Below are 18,176 nucleotides of genomic sequence, written 5' to 3'. Positions count from 1 at the left end.
TCGCTCCCACATTATCAGTGGCTGCTGCGCATCATTTCTTTGGGCACGTACTTGCCGATTTCAAACTTGCCGATCGCCGCACGGTGCACTTCGTCCGGGCCATCGGCCAGGCGCAGGGTGCGTTGCATCGCATACATGTACGCCAGTGGGAAATCGTTGGACACCCCTGCCCCGCCATGGATCTGGATCGCCCGGTCGATCACCCGCAAGGCCACGTTCGGTGCGACAACCTTGATCTGAGCGATTTCGCTTTTCGCAATCTTGTTGCCCACGGTGTCCATCATGTACGCCGCTTTCAACGTGAGCAGCCGCGCCATGTCGATTTCCATCCGCGAGTCGGCAATCTTGTCGATGTTGCCGCCCAGACGCGCCAAAGGTTTACCGAACGCAGTACGGGTTACCGCCCGTTTGCACATCAGTTCCAATGCTCGCTCGGCCATGCCGATTGAACGCATGCAGTGGTGAATCCGACCTGGGCCAAGGCGACCCTGAGCGATTTCGAAGCCGCGTCCTTCGCCCAACAGGACGTTTTCGTACGGCACCCGGACGTTTTCGAACAACACTTCGGCATGGCCGTGAGGTGCATCGTCGTAACCGAACACTGGCAGCGGACGAACGATCTTCACGCCCGGAGCATCCACCGGCACCAGAATCATCGAGTGCTGCGCATGACGCGGCGCGTCGGGATCGCTCAGGCCCATGAAGATCAGAATCTTGCAGCGTGGATCGCAAGCGCCTGAGGTCCACCATTTTTTGCCGTTGATCACCCACTCGTCGCCATCACGCACGGCGCGGGCGGCCATGTTGGTGGCGTCGGACGAGGCCACGTCCGGTTCGGTCATGGCGAACGCCGAGCGGATCTCGCCGCGCAGCAGCGGTTCGAGCCAGCGCTGTTTCTGTTCTTCATTGGCGTAGCGCACCAGCACTTCCATGTTCCCGGTGTCTGGCGCGGAGCAGTTGAACGGCTCGGGGCCCAACAGCGAGCGGCCCATGATTTCGGCCAACGGCGCGTATTCGAGGTTGGTCAGGCCGGCGCCGAGTTCGGACTCCGGCAGAAACAAATTCCACAAACCTTCAGCCTTGGCCTTGAGTTTGAGCTCCTCCATGATTGCGGTCGGCTGCCAGCGATCGCCCTCGGCGACTTGGCGCTCGAACACCGCTTCGGCGGGATAAACGTAGGTGTCCATGAACGCGGTCACGCGCTCACGCAGTTCTTGCACCTTGGGCGAATAAGCGAAATCCATGGGCAGCTCTACCTTTTAATGGAGGGTTTTGATGAGTTGTTCAGGTCATGCAATCGATGCTAGAACAGCTACGAAAATTTACCTAGCCTATTCTCGGCGTGTATTAACATTCATCACCGATATATGATCGGCTGATCGAGAGCCCAACAATAAGAGTGCAGCGCAATGAATCTGAGCAAGGTCGACCTCAACCTTTTCATCGTCTTCGACGCGATCTACACCGAAGCCAACCTGACCCGTGCCGGGCAGATTGTCGGCATTACTCAACCGGCGGTCTCGAACGCCCTGGCCCGTCTGCGCGAGACCTTCAATGACCCGTTGTTCGTGCGTACCGCTCAGGGCATGGTCCCGACGCCCATGGCGCAGAACATTATCGGACCGGTGCGCAACGCCCTCTCCCTGCTGCGGGTGTCGGTGCAGGAAAGCCGTATTTTCAACCCGTTGCAGGCGGTCAAGACGTATCGCATCAGCATGACCGACCTCACCGAAGCGGTGATCCTGCCGGCACTGTTTCAGCGCCTGCGGCGCCTGGCACCGACGGTGATCATCGAAAGCTTTCTGTCCAAGCGCCGCGAAACCACCAAGGAGCTGGCGGCCGGGCGTCTTGATTTCGCTGTCGACGCGCCGCTTAACACTGATCCGCAAGTGCGCCACGTCAAGTTGATGGAAGACCGTTACGTGTGCGCCATGCGCAAGGGCCATCCGCTGGCGGGTAAAGAGAAATTCACCCTCGACGATTACCTGTCGCTGACCCACATCCATATCTCCAGCCGCCGAAGTGGTCTGGGCCATGTCGACCTGGCGCTGGGCAAAATGGGCATACAGCGCAAGATCGCCCTGCGATCCCAGCACTACTTGATGGCGTCGCAAGTGCTGCAGCAGACCGACATGGTGATGACCGTGCCGGAACGCTTCGCCCGCCGCCATGACCTGTACTCGGTGAACCTGCCGGTTAACGATGTGCCACCGGTGGAAACCCACCTCTACTGGCACGAAAGCACCGACCAGGACCCGGCCAACCGCTGGATGCGCGAGCAGATGATCGAGTTGTGCCAGCAAGTGACGGCACATGAGAAGAAGCTCGACAAGGTGTAGGGCTTTTTACCGAGTTATCGTTCTTCGTCGGAACGCCGCCCGGAGCAAGCCCGCTCCCACATTTGATCTCCAGTGTTCGCACGACCAATGTGGGAGCGGGCTTGCTCGCGAAGAGGCCCGTAAGAACACCGAAGATCAGCGCCGCTTGACGTAAACGTCAACCTGCCTTTAGCTTAGCGCCATGACCTTTTTCGAGCGCTTCCATGAGCAGCCAGACCTATAGCATTTCCGACCTCGCCCGCGAGCTCGACATCACCACCCGGGCCATTCGCTTTTATGAAGAGCAAGGCCTGCTCAGCCCCGAGCGACGCGGTCAGGAACGCATCTACTCGCCCCGTGACAAGGTCAGCCTGAAGCTGATCCTGCGGGGCAAACGCATTGGTTTCTCCCTGGCCGAATGTCGCGAGTTGATCGAACTCTACGACCCCTCCGGCGGCAATCAGAAACAGCTGCAAACCATGCTGACCAAAATCGCCGAACGCCGCGAACAGCTGGAACAGCAGATGCTCGACATCGAACAGATGAAGCTGGAACTGGACACCGCGCAGGAGCGTTGCACCCAGGCGCTGGAACAGACCATCAAAAGCCAGGAACTCATCCAATAACCACACGTAATGATCGTTCCCACGCTCTGCGTGGGAATGCAGCCCGTGACGCTCCGCGTCACACATCCAGAGCGGACGCAGAGCGTCCATTGCGGCATTCCCACGCAGAGCGTGGGAACGATCCCTAACTGAACAGGTGAATTGCTTATGTCCCTACCCACTCACGTACGCCTGGTCGAAGTCGGCCCGCGCGACGGTCTGCAAAACGAAGCCCAACCCATCAGCGTTGCGGACAAGGTGCAACTGGTCGACGCGCTGACCGCCGCCGGTCTCGGCTATATAGAAGTCGGCAGTTTCGTTTCGCCCAAATGGGTTCCGCAAATGGCCGGTTCCGCCGACGTCTTCGCGCAAATCCAGCGCAAGCCTGGCGTGACTTATGGTGCACTCGCCCCCAACCTGCGCGGGTTTGAAGACGCCATTGCAGCCGGGGTCAAGGAAGTCGCGGTGTTCGCCGCCGCGTCGGAATCGTTTTCCCAGCGCAACATCAATTGCTCGATCAGCGAAAGCCTGGAGCGCTTCATGCCGATCATGGACGCGGCCAGGCAACACGGTGTCAGCGTGCGCGGTTACGTGTCCTGTGTGCTGGGCTGCCCTTACGAAGGTAACGTTGCGCCCGAGCAAGTCGCTCGGGTCGCCCGCGAGCTCTATGCGATGGGCTGCTATGAAGTTTCCCTGGGCGACACCATCGGCACGGGCACCGCTGGCGCGACCCGCAAGATGTTCGAGGTGGTCTCGGCCGATGTACCCCGTGAAAAACTGGCTGGACACTTCCACGACACTTATGGCCAGGCCATGGCCAATATCTATGCCAGCCTGCTGGAAGGCATCTCGGTGTTCGACAGCTCCATCGCCGGTCTCGGCGGCTGCCCATACGCCAAGGGCGCCAGCGGTAACGTCGCCACCGAAGACGTGGTTTACCTGCTCAACGGCCTCGGTATCGAGACCGGTATCGACCTGGACGCCTTGATTCTGGCCGGTCAGCAGATTTGCACGGTGCTGGGGCGCCCGACCGGTTCGCGCGTGGCCAAGGCTCGTAGCGCACAGTGAGTGCGCGGATGTGTCCGGGTGTTACCGCTGCGTCTGAAACGTGGGGCGCAAGCGAGTAACACGGAAACAAATTGTCGGGTTTTGACTGACGGAAAAATCCGATAAAAATACAAGTCATTGATTTTAAAGGTTTTTTAAAAGTTGGCACGGCTTCTGCTATCTCTACTGCATAACAAGAATAAAAAAAGCGGCAAACCTAATAAAAATAAGACGTAACGACTCTGACATAACAAAAACAACACGGCAGAGACGCAGCTAACAGATTTTTTTGGAGAGGATGTGCTTTTCAGGGTGCTTTTCGGAGTAACCCGCAACCGGGCAGAGAACAATAAAACTACCTTCAGGTAGCTCCCGAACTGGTTGGATCGCTTAGCGAAAAAGTAGATCAGCGCTCAAAAAAATACGTTTGCTCTTGATCCCGGATGGGGATCGACAAAAAAAAGCGGTAAAGGGTCACGGTTTCCAAAAACAACAACAGACCGCCCCTCAATAATAAAAAAAGAGCACGCGCAACGACAAAATTAAAGGGGAGCTTCGGCTCCCCTTTGTGCTTTCTGGCGTTTGTAATTTGCAGCGCCATCCCATGTGGGAGCGATCTCGCTCCCACATGGGATTTTCGTCAGATGTTATTGGTCTTCAACTCCTCGATACTGATCTCGCGCATCCGAAACTTCTGGATCTTCCCGGTCACGGTCATCGGAAACTCATCGACGAACTTAAAATAACGCGGTGTCTTGAAGTGCGCGATGCGCTCCTTGCACCACGCTTGCAGCTCCTGCTCGGTAGCACTGTGGCCCGGATGGAATTTGATCCAGGCGACAATCTCTTCGCCATAACGCGAGCACGGAATCCCGATCACTTGCACATCCGCGACTGCCGGATGGGTAAAGAAGAACTCTTCCAACTCCCGCGGGTAAATATTCTCACCGCCGCGAATGATCATGTCCTTGTTACGTCCGGCAATGCATACGTAGCCTTCGTCGTTCATGCTCGCCAGATCACCGGTGTGCATCCAGCCTGCCTGGTCGATGGCTTCGGCGGTGCCTTGCGGGTTGTTCCAGTAACCGAGCATCACACTGTAGCCGCGGGTGCACAGCTCACCGATAGTGCCGCGCGGCACGAGGTTGCCCGCCTCGTCGATGATTTTGCTTTCCAGTTGCGGCTGAGTTCGGCCGACGGTGGTGACGCGCAATTCCAGTTCGTCTGACGGACCGGTCTGCAACGACACCGGACTTGTTTCCGTCATGCCGTAGGCAATCTGCACTTCGCTCATGTGCATGTCACTGATGACCCGACGCATCACCTCGATCGGACAAGTCGCCCCGGCCATGATCCCGGTGCGCAGGCTCGACAGATCGAATTCAGCGCGTTTGGGCTGATCGAGCATGGCGATGAACATGGTTGGCACGCCATAAAGCGCGGTGGCCTTTTCTTCGGCGACGGTGGTCAGGGTCAGCAATGGATCGAACGCATCGTTGGGGTAAATCATGGTGCTGCCGTGGGTCATGCAGCCGAGGTTGCCCATGACCATGCCGAAGCAGTGATACAGCGGCACCGGGATGACCAGACGATCACTCGCGGTCAACCCGAGGCTTTCGCCGACCATGTAACCGTTGTTCAGAATGTTGTAGTGACTGAGGGTCGCGCCTTTCGGGAAACCGGTGGTGCCGGAGGTGTACTGGATATTTACCGCCTGGTCGAAATGCAGGCTGTCCTGGCGTTCGCGCAACTGCTCGGCCGACACGCTGCCCGCCAGATCGGTCAATTGTGACCAAGGCAGGAAACCCGATGGCGGCTGGGCATCGAGGCTGATCACCCCGCGCAGATCCGGCAGGCGTTCGCTTTGCAATTTCCCGATGGATTGCTCCGCCAACTCAGGCACCAAACCCTGCAGCATCCCGTGATAGTCGGAGGTCTTGAAGGCACCGGCGCAGGCCAGCCATTGGCAGCCCGACTGCTTCAACACGTATTCAAGTTCGGAGCTGCGATAAGCCGGATTGATGTTGACCAGAATCACACCAATTTTCGCGCTGGCAAACTGGCTGATACACCATTGGGCGCAGTTCGGTGCCCAGATGCCGAGACGGTCACCGGTCTGCAAACCCAGCGCCAACAGCGCTTTGGCATGCAAATCCACGGCTTCGGCCAGTTGCTGCCAGGTGTAGCGCAACTGTTGATGGCGCACGACCAGCGCCTCCCCGGTCGGGTACTGCGCGACGGTGTTATCGAACGCCTGTCCGATGGTCATCGCCAGCAAGGCTTTGTCCTGGGAACCACGGGTATAACTGCGCTGCGGGCTTGCACTGGGTTGATCCATGACGACCCCTATTGTCTTTATTGTAGGAATTAGCGGTACGGCGATCCGACTTGCCTGCGATAGGAGCACTGCGGTGTAGCTGTAGGACCGCGTTATCGTTCTTCGCGAGCAAGCTCAGCTCCTACAGAGTCGCTCAAGTTGACGTTAACGTAAAGGGTGATTGACAGCCATTCGTCACAGGCTTACGTTAACGTAAAGGTGAGAACCACATCACGGCCCTCCCTACCCTACAAAAAAGCCAAAAGGTGACCCATGAGCTACCCATCCCTGAACTTTGCCCTCGGTGAAACCATCGACATGCTGCGCGATCAGGTTCAGTCCTTCGTCGCCAAAGAGATCGCCCCTCGCGCTGCTCAGATCGACATCGACAACCTGTTCCCCGCCGACCTGTGGCGTAAATTCGGCGACATGGGCCTGCTGGGCGTGACCGTCCCGGAAGAGTACGGCGGCGCTGGCCTGGGTTACCTGGCCCACGTGGTGATCATGGAAGAAATCAGCCGCGGTTCGGCCTCGGTTGCCCTGTCCTACGGCGCGCACTCCAACCTCTGCGTCAACCAGATCAACCGCAATGGCAATCACGAACAGAAAACCAAATATCTGCCGAAGCTGATCAGCGGCGAACACATCGGCGCCCTGGCCATGAGCGAACCGAATGCCGGTTCTGACGTGGTGTCGATGAAACTGCGTGCCGACAAGCGCGGCGATCACTACGTCCTGAACGGCAGCAAGACCTGGATCACCAACGGCCCAGACGCCAATACCTACGTGATCTACGCCAAGACCGACCTGGAAAAAGGCCCCCACGGCATCACTGCGTTCATCGTAGAGCGTGATTCCAAAGGCTTCAGCCGCAGCAACAAATTCGACAAGCTCGGCATGCGCGGTTCCAACACCTGCGAGCTGTTCTTCGACGACGTCGAAGTGCCGGAAGAAAATATCCTCGGCGTGCTCAACGGCGGCGTGAAAGTGCTGATGAGCGGCCTCGATTACGAACGCGTTGTCCTGTCCGGCGGCCCGACCGGAATCATGCAAGCCTGCATGGACCTGATCGTGCCGTACATCCACGACCGCAAGCAGTTCGGCCAAAGCATCGGCGAATTCCAGCTGATCCAGGGCAAGGTCGCCGACATGTACACCCAACTCAATGCCAGCCGCGCCTACCTCTATGCGGTAGCGCAGGCGTGCGAGCGTGGCGAAACCGCCCGCAAGGACGCCGCTGGAGTAATCCTCTACAGCGCCGAATGCGCGACCCGAATGGCCCTCGATGCGATCCAGATCCTGGGTGGCAATGGCTACATCAACGAATTCCCGGCCGGTCGTCTGCTGCGTGACGCCAAGCTGTACGAAATCGGTGCCGGCACCAGTGAGATCCGTCGCATGCTGATCGGTCGCGAACTGTTCAACGAAACCCGCTAAACGGAGCTGTCCATGGCTATCCTGCATACCCAGCTCAACCCCCGTTCGGCGGAGTTCGCGGCCAACAGCGCGGCAATGCTCAAACAGGTGGACGCCCTGCACACCCTGCTCGCTAAAGTGCAGCAAGGTGGCGGCCCGAAGGCGCAAGAGCGCCACACCTCGCGGGGCAAACTGCTGCCCCGTGAACGGATTAATCGCTTGCTCGATCCGGGTTCGCCGTTTCTCGAGATCAGCCAATTGGCAGCCTACGAGGTGTATGGCGAAGACGTTCCGGCCGCTGGCGTGATTGCCGGGATCGGCCGTGTGGAAGGCGTCGAATGCATGATCGTCGCCAACGACGCCACCGTAAAAGGTGGCTCGTATTACCCGCTGACCGTGAAAAAACACCTGCGCGCCCAAACCATTGCCCAGCAGAACCGCTTGCCGTGCATCTACCTGGTGGACTCTGGCGGCGCCAACCTGCCGCGTCAGGATGAAGTGTTCCCGGACCGTGAGCACTTCGGACGGATCTTCTTCAACCAGGCCAACATGAGCGCCATGGGCATCCCGCAAATCGCGGTGGTCATGGGTTCCTGCACCGCCGGTGGCGCGTACGTGCCAGCCATGGCCGACGAAGCGATCATGGTGCGCGAGCAAGCGACGATTTTTCTCGCCGGCCCGCCACTGGTAAAAGCCGCGACCGGTGAAGTGGTCAGCGCCGAAGACCTCGGCGGGGCCGATGTGCACTGCAAGATTTCCGGGGTGGCCGACCACTACGCCGAGAGCGACGAACACGCCTTGGCCATTGCACGGCGCAGCATCGCCAACCTTAACTGGCGCAAACTCGGTGAAGTGCAACAGCGCACGCCCATCGCCCCGCTCTACAACAGCGACGAGCTCTACGGCGTGGTGTCGGCGGATGCCAAGCAACCGTTCGACGTGCGCGAAGTGATTGCGCGGTTGGTGGACGGTTCGGTGTTCGACGAATTCAAAGCACTGTTCGGGACGACCCTGGTGTGCGGCTTTGCCCACTTGCACGGTTACCCGATCGCGATCCTCGCCAACAACGGCATTCTGTTCGCCGAAGCCGCGCAGAAAGGCGCGCACTTCATCGAGCTGGCTTGTCAGCGCGGTATTCCGCTGCTGTTCCTGCAAAACATCACCGGTTTCATGGTCGGCCAGAAATACGAGGCCGGCGGCATCGCCAAGCATGGCGCGAAACTGGTAACCGCCGTGGCGTGCGCCAAGGTGCCGAAATTCACTGTGATCATCGGTGGCAGTTTCGGTGCCGGTAACTACGGCATGTGTGGGCGAGCTTACGATCCACGTTTCCTGTGGATGTGGCCGAACGCACGCATCGGCGTGATGGGCGCCGAGCAAGCCGCGGGTGTTTTGGTGCAGGTGAAACGCGAGCAGGCTGAGCGCAGTGGCCACAGTTTCAGCGCCGAGCAGGAAGCCGAGATCAAGCAACCGATCCTCGACCAGTATGAAGAACAGGGTCATCCCTACTACTCCAGCGCCCGGTTGTGGGACGACGGTGTCATCGACCCGGCGCAAACCCGCGATGTATTGGCCCTGGCCTTGTCGGCGTCGCTGAATGCGCCTGTCGAACAGAGCCGCTTCGGCGTGTTCCGGATGTGATCGGGAGAAAATCATGAGCGACTTCAACACCCTCGAACTGCTGACCGACCCACGTGGTTTTGCGACCCTGTGGCTCAGCCGTGAAGAAAAGAACAACGCGTTCAATGCCGAAATGATCCGCGAACTGATCCTCGCCCTGGACAAAGTATCGAGCGATGCCAGTCTGCGTTTCCTGTTAGTGCGCGGACGCGGCAAGCATTTCAGCGCCGGCGCGGATCTGGCCTGGATGCAGCAATCGGCCGAACTCGATTACCACACCAACCTCGACGACGCCCGGGAACTGGCGGAGTTGATGTACAACCTCGCCAAGCTGAAAGTCCCGACGCTGGCGGTGGTGCAAGGCGCTGCATTCGGTGGCGCGCTGGGCCTGATCAGTTGCTGCGACATGGCCATCGGCGCCGATGACGCGCAGTTCTGCCTGTCGGAAGTGCGCATCGGCCTGGCCCCGGCGGTGATCAGTCCGTTCGTGGTGCAAGCCATCGGCGAACGCGCGGCACGTCGCTATGCGCTAACTGCCGAGCGTTTCGGCGGACAGCGAGCGCGGGAAATCGGCCTGTTGTCGGAGAGTTATCCGATCGCTGAGCTGGAACAGAAAGTCGAACAGTGGATCGACAACCTGTTGCTCAACAGCCCGGCCGCCATGCGCTCCAGCAAGGACTTGCTGCGCGAAGTCGGCCACGGCGCGCTGACCCCGGCACTACGCCGCTACACCGAAAATGCCATCGCCCGAATTCGCGTCAGCCCCGAAGGTCAGGAAGGCTTGCGGGCCTTTCTGCAAAAACGTCCGCCGAGCTGGCAAGCCGAAACCACCACCAAGGAGCCGCGTTGATGAGCGCACCTGTTCTCACCACCCTGCTGGTGGCCAACCGCGGCGAAATCGCTTGCCGGGTGATGCGCACCGCCAAAGCGCTGGGCCTGACCACCGTGGCCGTGCACAGCGCCACTGACCGTGAAGCCCGACACAGCCGCGAAGCGGATATCCGCGTCGACCTCGGTGGCAGCAAAGCCGCCGACAGTTACCTGCAAATCGACAAACTGATCGCCGCGGCCAAGGCCAGCGGCGCTCAGGCGATTCATCCGGGTTATGGCTTTCTGTCCGAGAACGCCGGGTTCGCCCGCGCGATTGAAGAAGCTGGCCTGATTTTCCTCGGCCCGCCCGCCTCGGCCATTGATGCGATGGGCAGCAAATCCGCCGCCAAAGCCTTGATGGAAACCGCCGGCGTGCCGCTGGTGCCTGGCTATCACGGTGAAGCTCAGGACCTCGACACTTTCCGCGACGCCTGCGAACGCATCGGTTATCCGGTGCTGCTCAAGGCCACCGCGGGCGGTGGCGGCAAAGGCATGAAAGTGGTCGAGGATGTCAGCCAGTTGGCCGAAGCCCTGGCCTCGGCCCAGCGTGAAGCGAAATCCTCGTTCGGCGATTCGCGGATGCTGGTGGAGAAGTACCTGCTCAAACCGCGTCACGTGGAAATCCAGGTCTTTGCCGATCAGCACGGCAACTGCCTTTACCTCAACGAACGTGACTGCTCGATTCAGCGTCGCCATCAAAAAGTCGTTGAAGAAGCACCCGCTCCAGGCTTGAGCCCGGAACTGCGTCGCGCCATGGGCGAAGCCGCCGTGCGTTCTGCACAAGCCATCGGCTATGTCGGCGCCGGCACTGTGGAGTTTCTGCTGGACTCTCGCGGTGAATTCTTCTTCATGGAGATGAACACCCGCCTGCAAGTCGAACACCCGGTCACCGAAGCCATCACCGGCCTCGATCTGGTGGCCTGGCAGATTCGTGTGGCCCGCGGCGAAGCGCTGCCAATGACTCAAGCCGAGGTTCCGCTGATCGGCCATGCCATCGAAGTGCGGTTGTATGCCGAAGACCCGGGCAATGATTTCCTGCCGGCGACCGGCCGACTGGAGCTGTATCGCGAATCCACGCAAGGTCCGGGACGGCGGGTGGACAGTGGTGTAGAAGAAGGCGATGAAATTTCACCGTTCTACGACCCGATGCTCGGCAAACTGATTGCCTGGGGCGAGGATCGTGAACAGGCGCGATTGCGGCTGCTGAGCATGCTCGATGAGTTTGCCATTGGCGGGCTCAAGACCAACATCAACTTCCTGCGCCGAATAGTCGGCCATCGGGCGTTTGCTGCGGCAGAGCTCGATACCGGATTCATTCCGCGTTATCAGGAAGAACTGCTGCCAGTTGCCTCGGACCTCAGTGACGAATTCTGGCAAGCCGCCGCCCAGGCGTTTGCCCAAAGCCAGCCGAGTTCTCCACGAGCCGATGACCCGGTTTCGCCTTGGGCCAACAGCAATGGTTTCCGTGCCGGACTGCCGACAGAAATCACCCTGCACTTGAGTTGTGAAGGCCAGGATCGCGCGCTGACGTTGGGCGACGCTGATGCCCACACCGCTCAACTCAAGGGCGAGCAACTGCTAATCGAGCACAACGGCCTGCGCCGCCAGCATCGGGCAATCCGCCGTGGCGATGTTCTGTATCTGCAATGGGAAGGTGAATTGCGCCGCATCGAGTCCTACGACCCGATCAGTGCCGTCGAAGCCAGTCACAGCCATCACGGCGGGCTGACCGCGCCCATGAATGGCAGCATCGTGCGGGTACTGGTGGAAGCCGGGCAAACGGTAGAAGCCGGGGCGCAACTGGTGGTGCTGGAGGCGATGAAGATGGAGCACAGCATTCGTGCGCCACACGCCGGGGTGATCAAGGCGCTGTATTGCCAGGAAGGCGAGATGGTCAGTGAAGGCAGTGCGTTGGTCGAGTTTGAAGAAGCATGAAATGAAGATCGGTCCTACGTCTTGCGAGGACCGATCTGATTAGAACCTGGCTGTCGCCTGAACCACCACGCCGATAATTCGGCACTCTTCGGTGTAAAGGGCTTTCGGATACGTCGGATTGAGCGGGATCAGGTAACGCTGCCCGCCCTCTTCGATCAGCTTGCGAAAGGTCGCCTCGGCGCTGTCCGGCCACTGGGCGATCACCAGTTTTCCGGGTTCCGGCACAATGGCCGGGTCCACCAGGATCATCATGCCCTCGGCAATGCTGATACCGGTGGGTGCAGTCATCGCATCGCCCACCACACTCAGCCAGAAGGCCGGGCCCTGGGCGTGGTAGTCGGTCAGCTCGAAGCGTTCCTCCTTGCGATACACCGTCAGCTCACCATCGCGCAGCTGCGCCGGCTCCTTCCAGTCACTGACCGGGTAGCGGAAGTACGGGTTGTACTTCAGCGCCAGAGGCATCTCTTCCTCTTCCAGGATGAGTGGTTCGCGGATCACCAGCACCACTTCGAGAAAGTCCATGCCCAGCGCCTTCAACACACGGTTCATGTTGACGACGCCGGGGTCGCGGCGTTTGTTCAGCCAGTGGCCGACGCCGCCCTGGGACATCCCGAGGCGATCTGCGAGTTCTTCTTGAGTGACTTTGAGTTCACTCATCTTGGCCTTGACCAATTCAATCCATTTATCCATGTGCGGCACGATACGTGGGCGCCTCCGGCCGTCAAAACACAAATTGTAGTATTTAATCTCTCGTCATAAATACAGTACGTACTAGGATTGATTCACGGATCTGAATCTATCACGGAGTTTGCCATCGCCATGTCCATCCCCTGCAACGACCTGCCTGACATGCAAATCGACACTTCCCTCACCTCGCCCAAAGGCTCTGCCGCCGCACAACGAGCGCTGGACTATTACTTGAAACCAGCTGTTTCAGAGGAAGTGGTCGAAGAACGTTTCTTTGACGTAAACCGCAACATCAGCTGCGAAGAGGCGCTAGTCCATGCCACTGACTTGCTACGTTGTGCCGCCGCCATCGCGTACGAGTCAGCCAGCAATTTACAGGGCGCAAGTCGGGACCTGGCGTTTTCGGCGGTGCACATGATCGACATGGCCAGGGCAATGGTTGATCGATCCCTGGAGGGCGATCAGAACGGGTGAGACACGGGTGCTTGCGAGGAGGACAGGAAAGATTTTTCCAATCGCGCAGATAAAAGCATTTGACTTGCAAACGAGAATGATTATTATTGCATGCAGCTGGTCGCGAGATCAGTCGATTGTCCAAGTGACCTTAGGTCGGTCTCCTGGACTATCTCCTCATCAGGCTAATCACGGTTTTTGACCCGGCTTTTTGCCGGGTCTTTTTTTTGCCAGTTATTCTGGCTTTACCTTCAGGCTAATGAAGTCTTTAGGTGCTGCAAATTCGAATGGCGCGGATGATATCAAAAGAATATCCGTTGGCAAGAGAAGCCAGGCATCATTGGCCCAAACTAATCAAAAATAGCGCTTGAGAATCAATCGCACAGTCTCTAAGCTGCGTCGGCGTCAAGGAGGACGCCCCCCGCTTCACCCCAGAATTTCCCCCGGTTTTTCCCTTCCCAGCGTGTAAAGTAGCAGCCATAAAAATCATATTCAGGAATCGACTATGGCCGTGGCTAAATCCTCTTTCGACATCAGTGCCGACTTCGACAGCGGCAACATTGAAGTGCTGGACATCAGCAATCCGTTGCAAGCCCTGCTGGCCATCAAGCCAGACACCCGCAGCCAACACTTTCAGTGGTTCCACTTCAAGGCCAGCGGTCTGCACGTCGGTCAGGAACACTGGTTTCGTCTGAACAATGCCAGCAAGTCCTCCTACAACAAAGCCTGGGATGGTTATCAGGCGGTGGCGTCCTACGACCACGTCAACTGGTTCCGGGTGCCGACCATTTTCGAAGGTGACTGCCTGCGCTTCAGCCTTGAAGCCACCGCCACCCACGCCTGGTTTGCTTACTTCGAACCCTACAGCCGCGGTCGCCATGACTGGTTGATCGAGCAAGCGCTGACCAAGGCCGGCACCGAACTGCTGGCCACCGGCAAGAGCGTCGAAGGTCGAGACATCCAGCTGCTGCGTAAAGGCACGGGCGCCGAAGGTCAGCGCAAGGTCTGGATCATTGCCCAGCAACACCCCGGCGAACACATGGCCGAGTGGTTCATGGAAGGCGTGATCGAACGTCTCGAAAAACACGACGATCCGGTATTGAACAAACTGCTGACCAGCGCCGATCTGTATTTGGTTCCCAACATGAACCCGGACGGCGCTTTCCACGGTCACCTGCGCACCAACGCCATGGGCCAGGACCTGAACCGCGCCTGGCAGAGCGCCAGCCAGGAGATCAGTCCGGAAGTGCTGTTCGTTCAGCAGCAGATGGAAAAGTACGGCGTCGACCTGTTCCTCGACATCCATGGCGATGAAGAAATCCCCTACGTGTTCACCGCCGGTTGCGAAGGCAATCCGGGGTACACGCCACGAATCGAAAAACTCGAAGAGCATTTCCGCAGTCATCTGAAGCACCTGACCAAGGACTTCCAGACCAAGCACGGCTACACCCGCGACGAGCCGGGCAAAGCCAACATGACCCTGGCGTGCAACAGCGTCGGCGAGAAATTCGACTGCCTGTCACTGACCCTGGAAATGCCCTTCAAGGACAACAACGATGCGCCGAATGCGCTGACAGGCTGGTCCGGCAAGCGTTCGAAGCAGTTGGGTAAGGATGTGCTGACCACCGTTGCAGATATGGTCAACACCTTGCGCTGACGGCCCGATCCACGTAGCAGCTGGCGAAGCCTGCTGCTACAGGGGATCAGCCGCGATCCTTGCCCCGCAACATGCTGTCCAGCACGTCATCGCGGCGCACCCAACCGTGAAACAACGCCGCCGCCAAATGCAGCAGCACCGTCAAGAACAACAAATACGCCAGATACCCGTGAGCCTTGCGCAGGAACGCAAACACCTGCGCATTCGCCGGTACGATCGATGGCAACTGCAACGAACTGCTGAGCATCACCGGATCCCCCGCCGCCGAAATCATCGCCCAACCCAGCAGCGGCAGAATCAGCATCAAGGCGTACAGCAACACATGCGAAGCCTTGGCCGCCAGCGCTTGCCAACCCGGCAGATCCGCCGGCAGCGGTGGCTGTTGAGTGGAGAAGCGCACGGCCAGGCGCACGATCACCAACAGCAGAATCGCGACGCCCAAGGGTTTGTGCAGATGAATCAGCCACTCATGACGCTCGGACACCGAAGCGGCCATGCCCGCGCCGATAAACAGCATGGCAATGATCATCAGCGCCATCAGCCAGTGCAGCAATCGCGCTAAAGGCGCGAAGTGGTTCGGTTGAGCGCTCATTGACGAGACTCCTGTTTATTAGCAGCGGGCAACTGGCTGACTTCGCTGGTACGACGCAAGTAGGAAGTGGCGTACCCCGCTGAACGAGCGGCGAGCAATGGGTCGTCGGAACCTTCTATGCCGGCGGGCAGTACCAGCGGGTCGTAGTTGATGTCCCGGCACTCGCCATTGAGTTGTGGCTGGGTGCTTTCGAGCACCAGAGTGCCGGCGTTCAACACTTTGCGACCCTCGGGCCAGGCCTTGCTGGCGTCGTTGACCGGATCGCCAGGGTTGGCCAGTGTGATGTTCAGCTGCCAACGCAGCGGCCCTGCGGAAATGCGCTGAACCAGGTCTTTCTCCAGGAATTCCCCCCCTTCGGGCGCCGTAGCACCCGCTGCATCCTGAGCGACGGGCACCATGCTCCAGCGCACCGCTTGCCGTTGCCCGGCCGCGTTCACCAGGTAAAACGCATTGACGCTGTTGTAGGTTTCCGTCACGTAGCTAGCCGACGGCCTGGCGGTTTTGATCCAGGCCAGGAACGGTGCAGCTTCCGGATGCGAACCGAAGAACGCTGGCACGGCAGCCGGGTTCGGTTTGCCGGTGGCCGGATCCGGTGACTGGGCTTGTTGCAATTGGTAGAACGCTTCGGGCGTACCCACCGGGAACACCGGCATGCTGTTCATCCCGGTGCGCCATTGCTGGCCGTTGGCCTGGTTGAATCGCAACGCCAGGCTGCGGATCGGCACGCTGTTGTCTGGCGCATAAGGATTACCGGCCGGCAATGCGAAACGCCCGACCACCGGGGTCCGCGCTACATTGAACACCTGAGCACTGGAATAGCTGCGCGCCTCGCCACTGCTCTCGAAATGCCCGATCACACACACGCCTTTGGAGTGGTTACGCCGGAAACCCGGGTGCACCCCGTTGTTGGTTTCCAACACGTTGATCAGCTTTTTCGGCGTCAGGCGCTGTGGGTCAAAGGTGCCGTTGACGTAGGCAAAAGCCCCGGCCAGGACGGCAACCACCACAGCAATACCGGCCAGACGTAATGTCAGGCTCGCGGCACTCAAAGGTGGCCGGGTTGGCGGTGATGAGCGATCTACCATGAAAGACTCCAGGGCCATCGGCCACAAGTGAGAAGGATCAAGCAGACGAACCCCACTGCGGTTTATTCCATCGCGCCGTATTTATTTTTTCAGGCGTGGAATAACCTCCAATGCCGGGCGTCTCCCGGGTGTCCGATCTCACAAATACGTTCCTTTTTTGGCGAGTGGCTGTTGTTGCCAGGCAAGGAGCGGCAACGCAGTATGGCGACAACAGACGCCGCCAAAAAGGAAACGTATTTGTGAGATCGGACACCCCCTAGCGTAGTGACTAGCCAGAACTTCATGAACGATATCGACGAACAGCTGAGAGAGATCATTCCCAGATTGCGCCGGTTTGCCGTGTCGTTGACGCGCAATCCCAGCAGCGCCGACGACCTGGTGCAGTCTTGCCTTGAGCGCGCGCTGTCGAGTTGGGGCGACAAACGCCCCGAGGGCGACTTGCGCGCCTGGTTGTTTTCGATTCTGTATCGACAGTTTCTCGATGCTCACCGGCGCTCCCGGCGTTATGCGCGGATGCTCGAATTCTTTACCGGGCGTGACGATTCACAGCCGTCGGTGGAACGCACCGTGATCGCCCAATCGACCCTGCAAGCCTTCGATCAACTCACCACTGAACAGCGCGCCCTGCTGCTCTGGGTCTCGGTCGAAGGCTTGAGTTACAAAGAGGTCGCCGAGATTCTCGACGTCCCCACCGGCACCGTAATGTCCCGCCTGTCCCGTGCCCGCCAAGCCTTGCGCCAGTTGAGCGACGGCGAAATCACCCGCCCTTCTCTGCGGAGACTCAAATGATCAGCATGCCCCCAAGCGAGCGTGACCTGCACGCCTACGTCGACCAGCAACTCAGCGATGCCGACCGACGTCTGGTGGAGACTTTTCTGGCCAGCAACGCTGAAGTGGCTGCCCAAGTGCGTGCCTGGCAGCAGGACGCCCAGCAATTGCGCGCGGCATTGAGCGGTGCCCTGCAGCAACCGGCCAACCCGGACCTCGACCCGGCGCTGATTCGCCAACGCCTCAAACGACAATCTCGCCGTCACCTGACCAGCGCTGCCGTGTTGCTGATCGCGGTCAGCGTCGGCGGGTTCAGCGGCTGGCAAGCCCGGGAAATGACGCTCATCAGTGCCCAACTGCCGATGACCGATGCCCTGCAGGCCTATCGCCTGATTGCCCAGCAAGGCATCCTGCCGGCCGATTACAAAGTCAGCGACGACGGTGATATGCAGGGTTGGCTCGACCGCTATTTCACTCAGGCCAATCGCTTGCCTGACCTCTCGGGCGCCGGTTTCAAACCGGTCAGCGGACGCTTGCTGAGCACCGAGCAAGGGCCGGCGGCGATGGTGGTTTACGAGGATCAAAGCGGGCACAAGATCAGCTTCTACGTCCGCCCACCGGGACCGAAAAACTACCTGTTACCGAGGGGCAGTCGCAGCGATGGCGAGTTGCAGGCCGAGTACTGGTCGGGGGGCGGGTATAACTACGCGATGGTCAGTCCGAGCGATACGCCGGCGGCGCAGATGCTCAAGCAAACCGTCCAGTTCTGACCACACCACCAATCCCCCTGTGGGAGTTGTGGCGGT

The 18,176-nt window shown here is 59.3% G+C and carries 16 protein-coding genes; 11 read left to right on the top strand and 5 right to left on the bottom strand.

The genetic code is table 11. The annotated features are described in order from the left end of the window. Positions 1 to 14: 14 nt before the first annotated feature. A complete protein-coding gene (locus CKW16_RS13985) occupies positions 15 to 1,244 on the bottom strand; it encodes an acyl-CoA dehydrogenase (protein ID WP_033057213.1) in 1,230 nt (409 codons plus the stop codon). Positions 1,245 to 1,409: 165 nt separating this feature from the next. Between CKW16_RS13985 and CKW16_RS13980 the strand changes: the two genes are divergently transcribed. The 3 genes from CKW16_RS13980 to CKW16_RS13970 all read left to right on the top strand — a co-directional run bounded on the left by CKW16_RS13980 (position 1,410) and on the right by CKW16_RS13970 (position 3,991). Further along, a complete protein-coding gene (locus CKW16_RS13980; protein ID WP_046047541.1) occupies positions 1,410 to 2,339 on the top strand; it encodes a LysR family transcriptional regulator in 930 nt (309 codons plus the stop codon). A 203-nt stretch (positions 2,340 to 2,542) separates the two neighbouring features. After that, positions 2,543 to 2,944 carry a MerR family DNA-binding transcriptional regulator gene (locus tag CKW16_RS13975; RefSeq protein WP_095128914.1) on the top strand — a complete coding sequence of 134 codons (402 nt, stop codon included), beginning with the start codon at positions 2,543 to 2,545 and terminating at the stop codon, positions 2,942 to 2,944. 147 nt (positions 2,945 to 3,091) lie between these two features. Next, positions 3,092 to 3,991, top strand: coding sequence for a hydroxymethylglutaryl-CoA lyase (locus CKW16_RS13970; protein ID WP_095128913.1), 900 nt, complete (start codon positions 3,092 to 3,094; stop codon positions 3,989 to 3,991). A 619-nt stretch (positions 3,992 to 4,610) separates the two neighbouring features. Here CKW16_RS13970 and CKW16_RS13960 read toward each other — a convergent pair. Further along, entirely contained in the window at positions 4,611 to 6,308 is a 1,698-nt protein-coding gene (locus CKW16_RS13960) for an AMP-binding protein (RefSeq protein ID WP_095128911.1), read from the bottom strand. A 252-nt stretch (positions 6,309 to 6,560) separates the two neighbouring features. Here CKW16_RS13960 and CKW16_RS13955 point away from each other — a divergent pair, with 252 nt between their 5' ends. The 4 genes from CKW16_RS13955 to CKW16_RS13940 are packed head-to-tail and all read left to right on the top strand — an operon-like array spanning position 6,561 to position 12,128. After that, the gene (locus CKW16_RS13955) at positions 6,561 to 7,724 is read left to right on the top strand and encodes an isovaleryl-CoA dehydrogenase (protein WP_046047545.1); all 1,164 of its coding nucleotides are present in this window, start codon (positions 6,561 to 6,563) and stop codon (positions 7,722 to 7,724) included. A gap of 12 nt (positions 7,725 to 7,736) precedes the next feature. Continuing rightward, positions 7,737 to 9,344 (top strand): carboxyl transferase domain-containing protein, encoded by a 1,608-nt coding sequence (locus CKW16_RS13950; RefSeq protein WP_095128910.1) that lies wholly within the window; start codon positions 7,737 to 7,739, stop codon positions 9,342 to 9,344. 13 nt (positions 9,345 to 9,357) lie between these two features. Continuing rightward, positions 9,358 to 10,173 (top strand): gamma-carboxygeranoyl-CoA hydratase, encoded by an 816-nt coding sequence (locus tag CKW16_RS13945; RefSeq protein ID WP_056740299.1) that lies wholly within the window; start codon positions 9,358 to 9,360, stop codon positions 10,171 to 10,173. After that, positions 10,173 to 12,128, top strand: a complete 1,956-nt coding sequence (locus CKW16_RS13940; RefSeq protein WP_095128909.1) for an acetyl/propionyl/methylcrotonyl-CoA carboxylase subunit alpha — start codon at positions 10,173 to 10,175, stop codon at positions 12,126 to 12,128. The genes CKW16_RS13945 and CKW16_RS13940 overlap by 1 nt, the downstream gene beginning before the upstream one ends. A gap of 39 nt (positions 12,129 to 12,167) precedes the next feature. Here CKW16_RS13940 and CKW16_RS13935 read toward each other — a convergent pair whose 3' ends face one another. Then, positions 12,168 to 12,818 carry a LexA family transcriptional regulator gene (locus tag CKW16_RS13935; RefSeq protein WP_056740295.1) on the bottom strand — a complete coding sequence of 217 codons (651 nt, stop codon included), beginning with the start codon at positions 12,816 to 12,818 and terminating at the stop codon, positions 12,168 to 12,170. A 129-nt stretch (positions 12,819 to 12,947) separates the two neighbouring features. Here CKW16_RS13935 and CKW16_RS13930 point away from each other — a divergent pair, with 129 nt between their 5' ends. Beyond that, positions 12,948 to 13,289: a DUF6124 family protein gene (locus tag CKW16_RS13930; protein WP_046047549.1), complete on the top strand. Its 342-nt coding sequence runs from the start codon at positions 12,948 to 12,950 to the stop codon at positions 13,287 to 13,289. 484 nt (positions 13,290 to 13,773) lie between these two features. Next, positions 13,774 to 14,925, top strand: coding sequence for a M14-type cytosolic carboxypeptidase (locus CKW16_RS13925; protein ID WP_095128908.1), 1,152 nt, complete (start codon positions 13,774 to 13,776; stop codon positions 14,923 to 14,925). Between the two features lie 46 nt (positions 14,926 to 14,971). On the opposite strand, the gene CKW16_RS13920 is transcribed toward CKW16_RS13925, so the two are convergent. Beyond that, positions 14,972 to 15,517: a cytochrome b gene (locus tag CKW16_RS13920; protein WP_056740290.1), complete on the bottom strand. Its 546-nt coding sequence runs from the start codon at positions 15,515 to 15,517 to the stop codon at positions 14,972 to 14,974. After that, positions 15,514 to 16,602: a catalase family peroxidase gene (locus tag CKW16_RS13915; protein ID WP_095128907.1), complete on the bottom strand. Its 1,089-nt coding sequence runs from the start codon at positions 16,600 to 16,602 to the stop codon at positions 15,514 to 15,516. Before CKW16_RS13915 ends, CKW16_RS13920 begins: the two co-directional genes overlap by 4 nt. A gap of 282 nt (positions 16,603 to 16,884) precedes the next feature. Here CKW16_RS13915 and CKW16_RS13910 point away from each other — a divergent pair, with 282 nt between their 5' ends. Then, positions 16,885 to 17,391, top strand: a complete 507-nt coding sequence (locus tag CKW16_RS13910) for an RNA polymerase sigma factor (protein WP_095128906.1) — start codon at positions 16,885 to 16,887, stop codon at positions 17,389 to 17,391. After that, positions 17,388 to 18,140, top strand: a complete 753-nt coding sequence (locus CKW16_RS13905) for an anti-sigma factor (RefSeq protein WP_095128905.1) — start codon at positions 17,388 to 17,390, stop codon at positions 18,138 to 18,140. The genes CKW16_RS13910 and CKW16_RS13905 overlap by 4 nt, the downstream gene beginning before the upstream one ends. The last annotated feature ends 36 nt before the right edge of the window (positions 18,141 to 18,176 follow it).

Source organism: Pseudomonas sp. Irchel s3h14 (genome assembly GCF_900187425.1).
Taxonomy (GTDB): Bacteria; Pseudomonadota; Gammaproteobacteria; order Pseudomonadales; family Pseudomonadaceae; genus Aquipseudomonas.
Note: the sequence above shows the minus strand (reverse complement) of the source record. Positions and strands in the feature narration are given on the sequence as shown.

Bases quoted from the DNA above. Each gene is read 5' to 3' on its own strand.
- CKW16_RS13985 (WP_033057213.1), bottom strand. From the start codon at position 1,244: ATGGATTTCGCTTATTCGCCCAAGGTGCAAGAACTGCGTGAGCGCGTG.
- CKW16_RS13980 (WP_046047541.1), top strand. From the start codon at position 1,410: ATGAATCTGAGCAAGGTCGACCTCAACCTTTTCATCGTCTTCGACGCG.
- CKW16_RS13975 (WP_095128914.1), top strand. From the start codon at position 2,543: ATGAGCAGCCAGACCTATAGCATTTCCGACCTCGCCCGCGAGCTCGAC.
- CKW16_RS13970 (WP_095128913.1), top strand. From the start codon at position 3,092: ATGTCCCTACCCACTCACGTACGCCTGGTCGAAGTCGGCCCGCGCGAC.
- CKW16_RS13960 (WP_095128911.1), bottom strand. From the start codon at position 6,308: ATGGATCAACCCAGTGCAAGCCCGCAGCGCAGTTATACCCGTGGTTCC.
- CKW16_RS13955 (WP_046047545.1), top strand. From the start codon at position 6,561: ATGAGCTACCCATCCCTGAACTTTGCCCTCGGTGAAACCATCGACATG.
- CKW16_RS13950 (WP_095128910.1), top strand. From the start codon at position 7,737: ATGGCTATCCTGCATACCCAGCTCAACCCCCGTTCGGCGGAGTTCGCG.
- CKW16_RS13945 (WP_056740299.1), top strand. From the start codon at position 9,358: ATGAGCGACTTCAACACCCTCGAACTGCTGACCGACCCACGTGGTTTT.
- CKW16_RS13940 (WP_095128909.1), top strand. From the start codon at position 10,173: ATGAGCGCACCTGTTCTCACCACCCTGCTGGTGGCCAACCGCGGCGAA.
- CKW16_RS13935 (WP_056740295.1), bottom strand. From the start codon at position 12,818: ATGGATAAATGGATTGAATTGGTCAAGGCCAAGATGAGTGAACTCAAA.
- CKW16_RS13930 (WP_046047549.1), top strand. From the start codon at position 12,948: ATGTCCATCCCCTGCAACGACCTGCCTGACATGCAAATCGACACTTCC.
- CKW16_RS13925 (WP_095128908.1), top strand. From the start codon at position 13,774: ATGGCCGTGGCTAAATCCTCTTTCGACATCAGTGCCGACTTCGACAGC.
- CKW16_RS13920 (WP_056740290.1), bottom strand. From the start codon at position 15,517: ATGAGCGCTCAACCGAACCACTTCGCGCCTTTAGCGCGATTGCTGCAC.
- CKW16_RS13915 (WP_095128907.1), bottom strand. From the start codon at position 16,602: ATGGTAGATCGCTCATCACCGCCAACCCGGCCACCTTTGAGTGCCGCG.
- CKW16_RS13910 (WP_095128906.1), top strand. From the start codon at position 16,885: ATGAACGATATCGACGAACAGCTGAGAGAGATCATTCCCAGATTGCGC.
- CKW16_RS13905 (WP_095128905.1), top strand. From the start codon at position 17,388: ATGATCAGCATGCCCCCAAGCGAGCGTGACCTGCACGCCTACGTCGAC.